This window comes from Rhizobium sp. WYJ-E13, assembly GCF_018987265.1.
Classification (GTDB): Bacteria; Pseudomonadota; Alphaproteobacteria; order Rhizobiales; family Rhizobiaceae; genus Rhizobium.
Map to the genome: position 1 here is coordinate 4167157 of NZ_CP076853.1, position 13239 is coordinate 4180395.

Here is a 13239-nt window from a genome sequence, read left to right on the forward strand (position 1 = left end):
GCATGTAGCCACGGCTTCAGGCCGACCAACGCGCTATCCTGCAGTTATTGAGCGGTCAGATCGCGGCGACACGCTCCACGGCCTCTTTCTTGGCTACCTTCAGGATTTCCTTGTCGAGCTTCATGAGGCGACCTCGCTGGTCAACATCCAGCAAAGTGGGATCGCGGTAGGGATGCCTTTGCCTGTAGGATAAAAACAAACAAAAACAGCATTGCCAGACCTGAAAGATAGGTGACGTTTTGTACCGGAGACATGGGTTACACTTTTCGATTTTGATCGGGAGGTGTTGATGCCGTGGAGAGAGACTTCGGTCATGGATGAGCGTCTTCGATTTGTCGCCCGTTTGCTGGAGGGCGAAGGGATGAGCGAGGTGTGCCGGGATTTCGGCATCTCGCGCAAGACTGGCTACAAGATCTTCAACCGCTACAAGGAGGACGGGCCGGAGGCCCTGACGGATCGATCGCGGCGGCCGGTGCGTTATGCCAGACGGTGACATGACAGGAACTGAATCTGACAATTCATGTAGAGCGGCGAAAACTGCCCTACATATCCTGCACCCTATGCACCCAGCGAAGATGATCTACTTCGACAGCCAACTTTCGAAATAGTGGCGAACAGCCGCGCCCGCGCCGAAATGATCGGTCGTATCCAGCCTCGCAACCGCGCCCCGCACGACATCCGCCATAACGGCCGCAGGCACGATGCCGGACTTGACCAGGCTTTGAAACAGTTCCTCCACCAGGATGATCGTCCCGATCGCTTCGTCTTCAGCCTTGAAATTCGTCATTGCTGGTCTCCCCTCTGCGTCGTTGGCAATGAAGTGGTTATGCGCTGAAAGCTTGGAGCAGCTTATCGTGTTCGGATGGTGTTGTGGACCACTGAGGGAGTGAGATACGCCGCTGCCGATAGATAGGCGCCAGGAATCTCTACGCGCGCAGAAGCCAGTATTCGCAAGCGCGGCCGGGTTGATGCGGTTAACTACAAAAATATTTTTTACTGCAGACGATTCCATCTTGCGCCCGCAAATGCTATCATTCGCGGGCGCTAGTAGATGGATGGTGCGCTCGACAGGATTCGAACCTGCGACCGGGAACTTAGCATGGACCTGCTCTATCCAACTGAGCTACGAGCGCTTAGGCTTTCGGCCAAGCGTCTGGATAGGTGGTGAAGACCTGTTCAGACGCGAAAGCTTCTGCCTAGTATGACTATTATCCTACTTTAGACCTCCTTCCGCAAGTCACTGATTTGACTCGTCAGTTCTGTATGGGTCCTCGTGCCGCGAAGGCGCGCCGCCGAGGTCGTCAGACGTGACAAACTCGACGCCGTCGATGATGTAACGGCCGTAGCCGACACGACGCATATGTCCCTTCCTCGTTAAATAACCGATAGCGTTGTAGACTTCTTTCGGGGTGGCATCGAGCCCGGCTTCCCGGACGGCGTCTTTGACGTCCTCGACCGTAACTTGCTGCTTCCGTTGCACGAATCTTACTACGGTTCCCAGCACGTCACCTGCGCGCTCAATTGGGATGGGCCTGACGTATTCAGATATTGCCGCCAGGATAGCCTCTCGGCTTTCCTGGGGAACGCTTTCCAAGAGTGCTCTGATTTGGTCCGCGACCTTTTGGGAATCGGATGGTAGCGACTCTTCTCGTGCGTCTGTGGACTTCGGGGAAAATTTTGTCACCTGTGCCATAGCGAGAAGTATGCCACAACGCATACTGCGGAGTCGAATCGAATCGGCTCCGAAACCACCCACCAAAACTGAGCGATTGCCAAGTCATTGGAACACCAATGTGCGCGTGCCGACGACTTCGCCTACCTCGCATCCGACTTCTTCGCGGACATCGCTTTACGGCAGAACGGGAAAAGTGACATTCCTGCTGAAGCGGCTCCGTCCGCCGGCTTTCACGCCGACGACCGGCAGGCTGCTCCTGAAATGAATAGTTACTCTATGACCATCCGAGCTTGATGTCCGCTCCTTCAACTGAGATTCTTTTCAGTTCGAAGTCGTCGATCAACGCTGGATGCGCCATGCCACACACAATCGAAAGCACGTGCTGGCCGCCAGCTATCCGATCAAACGTCACCTTAGGAATTGTAAGCCTGTGCTGCTCAGTGGGATTTCCCGCTACATCCTGAAGGTACCCTATTGTCTCTCCGGCGATCTGCACTTCATGTCGTTGCCATTCTGCAAGTGTCTCAATCGCCGACGTATCAAAGACTAATATAACGTCGCCATTATTGGACGGAATGCGCGTAGGCCGCACAGGCAAATGCAGTTGCAATCCCACGTAAAGCGCGTCGGGGAAAAAATAGCCGAAGGAGTGTCACCCAACTGAAGTGAGGTTTCGAAGAACGTCGTCATTCTCAGTTCTCAATAAAATCTGGCCGATGTTGCACGCTCACGCGTATCAAACAACTCAAGTCATACTGGAATAATCTTCTTTATTAGACAGACCGGTGGTTGTCAAAGGACTCGACTGCCCGCTTAAAATGCTTCATCTTATGTAGGGCAGCTATTTGATGTCACGGGTGGGGGGCGATAGAAATGAAACTTCTTTACGGTATGGTATTTGCGTTCCTGGCAATGATGCTTTGCTGCGGAAATGCATTGGCACAGGGGAGTTGTTCTGGCCTTGAAGGCAACGACCCCGAGATTTCGGGACTATACATCGACAATTTTGCAGGTTGGCATTCGGTCGGTGGTGAAGCTTGGTTTATTGCTGCCGATGGAGGTCAACTGATCTTCCATGTATGTAACGTCGATAATTCAAAGAATTTTCTAATTACTCAGAATGATGTCGGAAACGACTTCAACCCCGGGAAATTCAGTCGATTTGAGTGGTACGAAGATCATGGCAAACTTTTTTATTGCCAACAGGTTTTTGATGCGACCACAGAGACTGACGCGGCTGACTTTGCAAAGACGCCTGCCGCTAATAGTAGCAATGCCAACGACGAGGGTTGCGGCGCGAAAGGACAATTTGCCTGGAGTCAATTAATATTGGTTCGCCAATAAGAACTCTTGGGTCGCCAATAAGAACTCAGAGGATTCAGAATATCGAAGCAAAGAAAACAGTGCTGAAACTGGCCTTTGCCGAGCGCCGGCATATTTGCGGAATTCGGGATTTCGAACCCCAAAAACCACCTTACCATTCAAGGTATTAGGAGGGGTTCGGACGGGGTAAAACAAAATGGCGGACAGAGAGTCCGCCAAACTGTTACCAAATAATGACAACTACTGACATACCTAAGACATAGAAAACAATAACTTATTTCCGGCGCCCATATTTCGCGTTACCCTTCAAGCAGTTACTATCGTGGCATGTGGTTAGGGTAAAAGTTGGGGTAGGCGGGTGGCGATCTCACTCAATAAATTGACCGCGAAGCAGGTCACCAGCATCAAGGAACCCGGTCGTCACAGCGACGGCGGTAGCCTCTATCTCGTTGTCGATAAGTCCGGCGCCAAACGGTGGGTCTTCCTGTATCGTCGAAATGATCGCCAGCGTGAAATGGGCCTGGGTGGCATTGACACCGTAACCCTGGCGAGCGCGCGAGAGCTGGCTGCCGAGGCGCGCCGGAAGCTGCAGGCCGGCATTGATCCGATCGAAGCGAAGAAGGCCGTCATCGACGAAATACCGACCTTTGGTGATTGCGCAGACGACTTCATAGAAACCATGAAGCCATCCTTCCGGAACGCGAAGCATATTGCGCAATGGGAGATGACATTGCGCGAATATGCGAAGCCGCTCCGGTCGAAGGTGGTCAACGAGATCACGACATCTGATGTTCTTGAGGCTCTGAAACCGATCTGGTTGACGAAATCGGAAACAGCCTCTCGGGTGCGTGGCCGCATAGAGCGTGTGCTCGACGCTGCCAAAGCCCAAGGCTATCGGTCGGGCGAGAATCCCGCCCGATGGCGTGGCAATCTTCAGAACTTGTTGCCGAAGCGGAAGAAGCTCGTCCGCGGCCATCACGTCGCGCTTTCATACAAGAACGTGCCGACTTTCATGGCTGCTTTGCGCGAGCGAATAGCAGTCGCCGCCAGGGCGCTCGAATACACGATCCTCACCGCCGCCAGATCGGGCGAGACGTATGGAATGAAGTGGCGGGAGATCGATCGCAAGGAAGCTGTGTGGACCGTGCCGCCGGAGCGCATGAAGGCCTTCCGCGAACACCGGGTGCCGTTGACGCCGCGGGCGCTGGCTATCCTCGACGAAATGGCGCTTTTCGGTACCAATCCCGACGCCTACGTCTTCCCCGGCCAGCAGAAGAAAAAGAAGGGCCGCCCGCTATCGGGCATGGCAATGGAAATGGTACTGCGGCGGATGAAGGTTGACGTCACCGTGCACGGCTTCCGGTCATCTTTCCGCGACTGGTGCGGCGAAGAAACCAGCTTTCCGCGCGAGATCGCGGAAGCCGCTCTTTCCCATGTCGTGGGTGACGAGACGGAACAGGCATACCGCCGCGGCGATGCGCTGGCAAAGCGCCGCCGGCTGATGACGGCGTGGGCGAACTATTGCGAGCCAAAGACCGACAACGTCATTCCGATGAAGCGGCGCGTGGGGACGTGAATGGATCGACAATCGATATTCCTGTTCGGCCTGCTGACGCTTTCCGGTTGCCAGACCGCCGCCGAACACCAAGCGCAGATAGACGCGATGCTTGACGGCCGGCTGGCGCAATACAATGGCCAGTCGATCAGCCAGTTCATGACGGGCACCGGCATGACGCCGGAAGACGCGTACCCGGTCAGCGATGGCCGCGTCTTCGTCTTCAGGACAGCGCCGGTCTACATGACGCTGCCGGCGACAAACGTCACGCCGGCAATCACGCGCAGCGCGCAGTGCCAGCTGCTGGTGCGCACCACGAACGACAGCAAGGCGTCAGGCGCCGATGCATGGATCGTCCGCGGCACGCAGCGCAGCGGGGCCTGCAATAACCTGCCTTAACGATTGGTCAAAAATCGTCCATCGCATCCCACACCCGTAGGGACCACAGCCGGATCAGAATTGCCTTGGAGAACCAATGCTCTTTTCCGGTTGCGAGCGCGGTAGAATACTCGGATCAATTGACACGTGAGCCGACTCGGTTTCTTGTTTTTGCTAGATAACGACGGATCGAAAAAGTGAAATTTTCCGACGTGCAGCTTTTTGGGTACGCAAGCTTTGAAGAGACCGAAATCATTCGGCTTGGGCAAGGGATTAACTTCTTCGTCGGTCAAAATAATACCGGCAAATCAGCGTTGCTGCAAAGCTTTAGGCCGAGCCTTCAGCAAAGCCCTCACCGCAATGTCGACAGCTTTCGACCGGAGCATCTCCGCCCATCAATTCAAGATGCGACAATCCAGTTCTCGGGCATAGAATTGTGGCGTGCATGGCGAAAGGCCGGATGGGAACTTGCCTGGACTTTAGGTGGCGATCGCGAGCACTATTCTCGCGTCGTAAGTGATTTCTTCTCGCAAGCGAGTTGGGCTGCGAAAATCCGGCGTGCAGACGGTACCAATGATCTGACCAACAAGCCTCCTCCGCGCGGGGAAGGTCCGACGGTGGTCAGATTTAGGGCTACAGTGGATGGTCCAGAATTTACGGGGTACGACAACACCAGAGACGTCGAACTTCTTGATGTGATAAACGCGCGATGGGGTGAGGCTGTCTTCTTCTTTGATGCGCAACGTTCCAATGTTGGTAGGTGTCAGATTAATATGTCGGCAATGCTCCTGCCGAACGCTTCTAACCTTCCTGCAGTGTTGATGCGAATGCAGGGCGATCGCGGTGATCTCTTCCGGACACTTGTGCAGCACATGCGAGATATTTTCCCTACCGTCCGGAACTTGAGCATTTCTAGCGAGAGTGGCTCATCCGATCTTGAAATTCTTGTTTGGCCGGTCGTTGAGCAACAATATCGAGAACTGGCTACATCTTTGAATGCAAGCGGCACTGGTCTTTCTCAGGTTCTTGCGATCCTGACGGTTGCGATGACAATGGAAGATGCCGTCATCGTAATCGACGAAATCAGCAGTTTCCTGCATCCAGCGGCAGCCAAGGCCCTGGTTAGAATTCTCGAAAGTCACTACGGCGGACATCAGTACATGATCTCGACGCACTCTCCCGAAGTGCTATCAGCTTGTAGGCCGTCGACCATCCATTTGGTCACGAAAACGGACTTCACTTCGGCTGTGGTGCCAATAAATGTCGAAAACGTCGGCCAATTGCGCGTTCTCACAAACGAGCTTGGCGTATCCATGACGGATGTTTTCGCATCAGACCGGATCATTTGGGTGGAGGGGCCGACCGAGGAACTCGCTTTTCCATATATCTTTGAGGAAACGCGGGACGACAGCTCGGCCGAGCGGCACCAGCGAACACCACAGTTTACGGCCGTCATCGCGACAGGCGATTTCACCGCGAAACGCACACGCCCTGACTTGATCTTCGCTATCTACGATCGCTTGAGCAACGCGGCGTCCGTTCTATCAGGCGCGGCTACCTTTGCCTTCGACGCAGAAGGGCTGAACGAGGGGCAGATGACGGATCTGACGCGACGCGCGAAAGACCGGCTGCTCTTTCTGCCGCGACGCATGTTCGAATGCTACCTGCTTCACCCCGCCGCGATTGCTGCGGTTATGAATGCGTCGCTAGATGATGCGCCGGTGTCGGTCGAAGCGGTCGAAGCGTTCTTGAGCGCCGAAAGCGGTGCGGCGAAATACAAAGCAGTAAAGGAATGGAAGGGAGACTTGCAGGAGGAAAAGTGGTTGGCGAAAGTCGACGCTGCGAACATGCTAAGCGATCTGTTCGATAGCCTTTCTGGCGCCCGGCTCACATTCTCAAAGCGCGTCCACTCTTTCGGGATCTTAAAGGAGATCCTGGCGACAGATCGCGCCCACCTTGATGGCCTCATCCATTTCGTAAAGCAACTCGTTGCTCTGTCTAGGAGCTGATGGAATTACCGATGAAGCTCTTTCCCCCTCAAGAAAAACTTTCAATCTATGAACAAGGGTTCGACGGCGCAGATTTATTAGGACGTCGGGAAGCGGGCCAACGTCTGTCGGAGCTTTTGGAAAAGGTCGAGGACCCTGTCGTTGTCGCAGTCGATGGCCCTTGGGGAAGCGGTAAATCGCATTTCCTGAAGAGGTGGGTGGGCGCGCATCGGTTAGAGAACGGCGGGACAGCAACAACCATTTACTTCGATGCTTTTGCCAATGACTTTCTTGATGACCCGCTTATCGCATTGACCGGTGCAATCGGAGAGCGCCTTCCAGCCGGGAAGGACCAGGACCACTGGAAGACGGCCAAGACGGTGGCCTACAAACTGGCTCGCCCGCTTCTGCGTCTAGGCGCCGCCGCCGCAACGGCCGGCGCTACCGAGATTGCCGGTCCCGTGCTCGATGCAGTCATTGAAGCCGGAGGGAAAGAGGCGGAGAAAGCTGCGGAGGACTTCTGGCGTCGAGAGGATGGTCGTAAAGCGGCTATGCTCAAATTTCAGGAATGCCTCGCCCAATTGACTGAAGCGGGCGCGCCACTAATCGTCGTGATTGACGAACTGGATCGATGCAGGCCAGATTACGCCTTGAGCGTTTTAGAAGTGATAAAACACTTTTTCGCGGTCCCAAGAGTGCACTTTGTGATGGGTGTAAATCTTGACGCCTTGGAACACATTGTTCGGGCGAGATATGGCATCGGCGTCAACGCCCATGATTATCTGAAACGCTTTATCTCCCTGTCGATGCAGCTTCCCGATTGGGTCGGCGGTGCGAACAGCGTCAGAGCTCAAATCAGATATTTCGAGAGCGCGGCTTCGGCCATGGGTGTTGACCAGAAGTTGGCGGGTGAGGTTGCCCGCCACCTTAAGCTGGCCGCGGGGCCGGCTGCGATCTCGTTGAGAGACGTAGAAAAGATTTTGACACGCCTAGTTCTGTTACCAAAGGCTAAAGAAATAAGCGGCTTTTATCACGGCTGGCAAACAGTGATCATTTCGCATGTCCTCTTTCAAGCGGTCAGACCTGAACTGTTTCAGGCTGCGCTGCGCGGATCGCTTTCCTTGGCGGATATCGACAGCTTCTACGGCATCACCAATGCGATGATAGACAGCAGCGCAAAAGGGAGTGGTGAGTACGATCATGTCGCCTTCATAATTCGCGGCGTATGGCAGTTTGCTTTGACGGGCGGTAACGAACCAGCTCAAGACAAAGACAATTTCTCACGGTCATTTGACAGCTTCGGATTGCGGTCGGGGGCTTCAATCTTACCGCAGGTACAGCGTGACTACTTCGGATTATTCCAGGTGAACGACTAAGGCGGCGAAGCCTAGCATTGGGAGTCGCAAAGCCCGATCCCCTTTTTTCCGGCTACAGGGCGTCAACGTGCGGCGCTCGCCAGCACTTTGCTGTTCTCGCCACCCTGGCTCGGTGGCGCCAACGTATCCAGCTTGCGACGTTCGTTGCATAAGCGCCTTCGTTCGCCGAAGTTATGCAGCCATCCGTGACTAAGACCTTTCAAGCGATAAACCGCTTTGTGCTCGTGGGGTATGAGCTCTCGACGGTCGCCCGAGGCCTTATCGGCGCTCTTCTGCTCGCCGCGTATCAGGGCGATCGCCTCGTTTACGTCGGTTCGGTCGGGACGGGCTTTAAAGAGCGCGAAGCCTGGCAATTGCTCGATCTAATGGACAAGCTCAAGACCACGCGCCCGACCGTGAAGTACGATGGGAGCCGCAGGAACGTCGTGTGGCTAGAGCCGACGCTGATTGCCGACGTCGAATATCGCGCCCGGACGCACGACGGGAGGCCGCGTGACGCGAGCTATAAGGGGCACCGAGAAACACAGGGCAACGCCAGCGTCTTCTGGAACGCTCAATCATAAGCTCTCTTTTCGCGTGCGCCTCCAAGCATCCGGATAAAGTGCCTCATATTCTCGAAGTCTAGCTTTTCGCTGGTTCTGCTCCGCAGCATCATCGACTTCGTCAAGAAAGGGCGAGTGCGCGCGTTCCCGGAGGATATCGTCAATTGATTGGGCCTGTTCGGCTTGCGCATCAGAAAACCGTTTGGCCATATTCGCAACTTTACTCCGAATTTCAGGAGGAAGCCGGTCGATCGGAAAGTTGATTAATGCCATTATCCCGCCAGAGACGGCCTCATCACACTCGCCAATGCGCACACGCATCTCACGAAGACGCCTCAAATTTGCGCGATTAAGGTCGACCGCTTCAATCGTGAAATCGCCTGGCTGCGTGAGGCCTTTAAGACGGAGCCCTGTCCGCTCAAAGTGTTCCTCTCGATAATCTTCATCCGGTCGAAAATATCGTAGCCCCTCGCTTCTTGCGCTTTCGGGCGGTGAGCGGCTCCCCTTCCGTGTATTGCATTCGTCACAGGCCCACATCAGATTGCTATAGTTGTTTTCAAGATCAGGCCGAGCTGATCGCGGCTCATAGTGATCAATGGTAAACCGTATAGCCATGGCTTCCGCCTCTGACATCGTGCAATAGGCGCAAGTATGGAAAAAATCTCGACGTAGCGTTTGCCGATATTCGGTGTAAGGCAAACCGCCAGTCACTTCTGATCGCTTAACGAGATTTCCGCGTCCACTCTCGGGCGCAACCAAGTGACTGTCAGTCAACGATTGCGCCCTGTAGCATGCGCATTAACTCTGCTGAGGAAATCAGCCATATCGCGCTGAAGCGCCTCATAGGCCTCGACTTGGCGTTCCAATTGGTCAAGGGATACGCCGTGCACAGCGTCTTCTATCCTGTCCAGTGACCAGCGAACGTATTCGAGGCGATTTGCTTCCGCGCGCGATATTGCCCCGGCAAACTTTTTATCAAGCAGCTGTGCTCGTTCGGCGAGAAGCGTAGCCTTCTCCTCTTCCGATACTGCCAGAGCATTCAAACGGCCGGCCACCTTTGAGGTAACTGCGTAAACGGACCTGTTCCCAAAATTGTGCGTCGCAGCGCTTCCGGTGTTTGAGAAGCTTCCGGGTTCGTCGCCCGCGAGCACCGGCTCGATGGCAGGTTCACGTATCCAGTCGATGTCGTCAGTTCGCGTCGATAAGTTGTTCATCAAACCTGTCTCCCACCGCTAACTCTTCGAAATAAGCCAATGCCGCCTCTCGGCAGCTGGAAACGGCGCGCTGTATGGCGTTCCGCTCCAACGGAACCTTCTTCGCGAGATACCTTTGATAATCGAGCATAATAGTCAATAGCTGCTCGTTGTCGTCTGAGCGTGTAATTGTGTGCAAACAGCGATCGCGGACCTGTTCGTTCTCTTCAAGAGTTGACGTTATTTGGAATTGATAGCTCTGAACTTCTCCTGCCCAAGGTTTACTGACGTAGTCGATAAATCTTCTAATGCCGGGCGGTACATCATCAAGTGATACAAAGGTCGTAGATACTATCCCAATTCGCATAAGAGACCTCTGCCTTTCTTTCGGTAGCAACAATGCGAATTCCGTAATTTTATCTGATGCCTGTTGAAGTAGATCCGAATACACCATCGCTTTCGAAATCAATTCTGCCACCGGGAGGCCTCCGCTGGTGTGGCGGTATTTCATCCGGTGCTGAAACTGCACAGACAGTCTGTTTTGATCAACCGAATAAAGAAACCCGTCGTCATGTTGGAGATCCACCTTGAACGCCTCCAGCGCTGAGACCTGAAACTCCGGCTTTGAAGGCAGGTTCCACTGTTCCGTTTTGTGCCAAGTGTCTAGCAGCGGCGCCATGCTGCCGAGGATCGCTTCGGCGGGTGCAAAATGGGTATCCATTAGAAAACCAATTGTGGGCGTAGAAGCCAGCTTGTCACACCAAGTTGTCATTGCGCTTTCCTCTATCCAGTTACCTCAGCATGGCAGCCTTTCGTAAACTTATTTAGAACATACGCTACGAAGGTTGCCTTGAACTGTTTTGTGCTTAGCACGCTGTTGGGTGACGAGCCCTGCGCGCTCGCGCATGGCAGGGTAAATCAAAAGCGCCCGCCCAAATGCCCATCTTATCCACCTTCGCCGCGGTCTGCTCGCCTGCGAATGCGCCGTGGCTGTATCGAACCCAATCGACCGCGTTGCCGGTACGCACCGGCCAGGCGTTGACGTTCTTGCCGTCAGCGCGGAAGCAGTCGGCAACGATCCTGTGATATCGATCGACGTCGACCGGCTCGCAACGTGTTGACCGTGACGCCGCCAGGAAATCGTCCAGCGCGAAGGCTGCCGCGGTGCCGCATCGATATTCGGTCCCATCTGCCCGCCGGCACTTCTGCCAGCTCTCCGGCGCATCGATGCCGTTGAAGCGAATTCGCGTGCCGCTGATATCGATGGTGTCGCCGTCGACGACGGAAGCCCTGCCGGTAATCGTCTCGGTGCCGAATGCGGGAGACGATATGAGCGCGAGGGCAACAGCAACAAGGCCTAGTTTCATCCGGCGAGATCCTTCATAACTGGTATGACCTTGGCCTTGATACCCACCAAACAGTTGACGTCAATTCCTGCGTTTCGGCTCGTGTCGCTGCTACACGTCAGGCCAGCTGATTGCCGGCAGCTCATTGATAAAAACATCGATCGTCGGCTGCGGCCGCAAGCCGTTACGGACCCTGTCGAGCTCGCCATAGGAATAAGCCCACACCTGGTCGCGCCAGGCCACCAAGGCCTCTGCGTCGGCCCTCCACCGGGATATCGACGACGTGAGATAGGTGGCCGCCGTGACGCCATCGTTGAATTCGCGGGCATTGGCCGTTGCGTCGACATGAGCTTGCACGGCGTTAGCGTAGTCTGTTAGCGACGCGACCTTCTTCGGATTGAGGAAGGTCTGTACTTCGGTGGCATTTTCGTCGATCGCCTCCAGTTGCATGCCGGGCTGGTTGACGCGATCCAGATAGCAGATAGCGCCGTCGACGCGCTTGACGTAAACAGTGGTCATGCAAATAGCCTCCTGCACTGCCAGTCGTGCCAGCCGCAGACATAGGCGTTGATGGCACAAGCCGTGCTGGCTACGACCACCGACCTGAAAAGCTGGCCGGAGCTGTTGGAACGCGCCTTCCCGGCAGATGAAGACTGATCCGGAAAATCACTGCCGGTTACGGCCCTCGTGGCGACCGACGCCGGTGTCGCCGTGACCGCGTTGACCGCCACGGCGTCACTTATGGACCCGCTGCAGCTCTGCGATGGCGCGGCCACCGTCGACTGCAGGATAATCTTGATATCCGTACTCACGCCGATCGGCGTGAAAACCGGCACCGCCAGCCCGGATACCGTGACGTTGGCCTGGAACCAGCTATAGCTGTCGGTATTGACCTCGTTCCCGATCTGCCAGAACGGAACCACCTGCGCCGACGCGTTCGTGACGATGATGCCGACGCGGCTACCGGACAGCAGCTCCCACCCGACGGGCACCGTCGGCGCCAACAGGCTCAACGATATGATATAGTCGCCGTTGCCGGTCGTCACGTTCCGGATCGCATGCAGGAAATACGTCTTGCTGGCCTGAAGCGTACCCGCGTCGAGCCCGCCCGCACCAGTACCGGCCACGAACGTCGCGTTCAGCAACTTCGTCAGTGCCGGCAGAACGAGCCTCTTGCCGCCGAAGAAGCCGACACCTGCCGAAAAACTTATGCTGGTCGCCGAGACGTAAGCCGGCACGCAATCAATGAAATAGTCGAACTGCGCGGCTTGAAGAGCTGCGACTGCCTGGTTCGTCACGTCAATGGCCGCCTGCGTGGCGGTCGAAATCGGTTTGTCGACATCGTGCGTGTTGTCGACATTGCCGAGCCCGAGATTGACGCGGGACTGCGGCTTGTTCGCGAGATCCGACAGATTGAGCGCCGCCAGCATATCACCGGAACCGGTACCGTTGATGCCGCGCGCCGCGATCTTCGTCCAGTTCCCCGGCACGAACAGCGAGGTCGTCAAGTGCGCGACCGCGCAGACGTAGGTCTCGCCCTGGTAGACGACCATCGTGGCGGGCGCGATCGGCGAAGCGTTGATGCCGGCTGCGAAATCGACCACGGGCGCCCACGCCGAGACCGCCCCTCCCGAATAACCAGCCTTTAGGTCGTTGTTCAAGCTGTCGAACGTGACAATCCCGTTGACCAGCTTGCCGTCCGACCGCCGTATCTGGTTCAGAGCCGTGATGGCGGCGTTTAGCGACGTCGAAACGTTCGCGAGCTCGTTGTCGATCTGCGGCGCGGGCAGTGGCTTGGCCGGATTGGCGGCCTGCCAGTTCGAAAACGAATAGCTCGGTGTATAAGGGTTTGGATTTGCCATC

Annotated in this window: 14 protein-coding genes, 1 tRNA gene and 1 pseudogene; 7 read left to right on the forward strand and 9 right to left on the reverse strand. The window is 55.6% G+C overall.

The features are described 5' to 3' along the window. Positions 1–313: 313 nt before the first annotated feature. Positions 314–472 (forward strand): annotated as a pseudogene (locus tag KQ933_RS20570) (helix-turn-helix domain-containing protein); the annotation flags it as partial. A 108-nt stretch (positions 473–580) separates the two neighbouring features. Here KQ933_RS20570 and KQ933_RS20575 read toward each other — a convergent pair. From KQ933_RS20575 to KQ933_RS20585, 3 genes are all read right to left on the reverse strand, one after another. Beyond that, on the reverse strand, positions 581–787 hold the full coding sequence (locus KQ933_RS20575; protein WP_007827331.1) for a hypothetical protein: 207 nt from the start codon (positions 785–787) through the stop codon (positions 581–583). 269 nt (positions 788–1056) lie between these two features. After that, positions 1057–1133: transfer RNA gene (locus KQ933_RS20580), tRNA-Ser, on the reverse strand. 104 nt (positions 1134–1237) lie between these two features. Continuing rightward, positions 1238–1693, reverse strand: a complete 456-nt coding sequence (locus tag KQ933_RS20585) for a hypothetical protein (protein WP_216756578.1) — start codon at positions 1691–1693, stop codon at positions 1238–1240. Positions 1694–2548: 855 nt separating this feature from the next. Here KQ933_RS20585 and KQ933_RS20590 point away from each other — a divergent pair. The 6 genes from KQ933_RS20590 (at position 2549) to KQ933_RS20615 (ending at position 8858) form a co-directional block, all read left to right on the forward strand. Beyond that, positions 2549–3019: a hypothetical protein gene (locus tag KQ933_RS20590; RefSeq protein WP_216756580.1), complete on the forward strand. Its 471-nt coding sequence runs from the start codon at positions 2549–2551 to the stop codon at positions 3017–3019. A 337-nt stretch (positions 3020–3356) separates the two neighbouring features. Then, positions 3357–4574, forward strand: coding sequence for a site-specific integrase (locus KQ933_RS20595; protein ID WP_216756581.1), 1218 nt, complete (start codon positions 3357–3359; stop codon positions 4572–4574). Next, positions 4575–4952 (forward strand): hypothetical protein, encoded by a 378-nt coding sequence (locus KQ933_RS20600; protein WP_216756583.1) that lies wholly within the window; start codon positions 4575–4577, stop codon positions 4950–4952. 176 nt (positions 4953–5128) lie between these two features. Then, complete coding sequence (locus tag KQ933_RS20605) at positions 5129–6940, forward strand: AAA family ATPase (RefSeq protein ID WP_216756585.1); 1812 nt, start codon at positions 5129–5131, stop codon at positions 6938–6940. A gap of 11 nt (positions 6941–6951) precedes the next feature. Beyond that, positions 6952–8295, forward strand: coding sequence for a P-loop NTPase fold protein (locus tag KQ933_RS20610; protein ID WP_216756586.1), 1344 nt, complete (start codon positions 6952–6954; stop codon positions 8293–8295). Positions 8296–8480: 185 nt separating this feature from the next. Further along, positions 8481–8858 (forward strand): hypothetical protein, encoded by a 378-nt coding sequence (locus tag KQ933_RS20615; protein ID WP_253958261.1) that lies wholly within the window; start codon positions 8481–8483, stop codon positions 8856–8858. Here the strand turns inward: KQ933_RS20615 and KQ933_RS20620 are convergent. The 6 genes from KQ933_RS20620 to KQ933_RS20645 all read right to left on the reverse strand — a co-directional run bounded on the left by KQ933_RS20620 (position 8853) and on the right by KQ933_RS20645 (position 13238). Then, complete coding sequence (locus tag KQ933_RS20620; RefSeq protein WP_216756589.1) at positions 8853–9452, reverse strand: HNH endonuclease; 600 nt, start codon at positions 9450–9452, stop codon at positions 8853–8855. The genes KQ933_RS20615 and KQ933_RS20620 overlap by 6 nt on opposite strands. Positions 9453–9607: 155 nt before the next feature. Next, on the reverse strand, positions 9608–10051 hold the full coding sequence (locus KQ933_RS20625; RefSeq protein ID WP_216756591.1) for a hypothetical protein: 444 nt from the start codon (positions 10049–10051) through the stop codon (positions 9608–9610). After that, positions 10026–10802: a hypothetical protein gene (locus KQ933_RS20630; protein ID WP_216756592.1), complete on the reverse strand. Its 777-nt coding sequence runs from the start codon at positions 10800–10802 to the stop codon at positions 10026–10028. Before KQ933_RS20630 ends, KQ933_RS20625 begins: the two co-directional genes overlap by 26 nt. 94 nt (positions 10803–10896) lie before the next feature. Then, entirely contained in the window at positions 10897–11397 is a 501-nt protein-coding gene (locus KQ933_RS20635) for a thermonuclease family protein (RefSeq protein ID WP_216756593.1), read from the reverse strand. Positions 11398–11487: 90 nt separating this feature from the next. Next, positions 11488–11895, reverse strand: coding sequence for a hypothetical protein (locus KQ933_RS20640; protein ID WP_216756595.1), 408 nt, complete (start codon positions 11893–11895; stop codon positions 11488–11490). After that, complete coding sequence (locus tag KQ933_RS20645; protein ID WP_216756596.1) at positions 11892–13238, reverse strand: hypothetical protein; 1347 nt, start codon at positions 13236–13238, stop codon at positions 11892–11894. The genes KQ933_RS20640 and KQ933_RS20645 overlap by 4 nt, the downstream gene beginning before the upstream one ends. Position 13239: the final 1 nt, after the last annotated feature.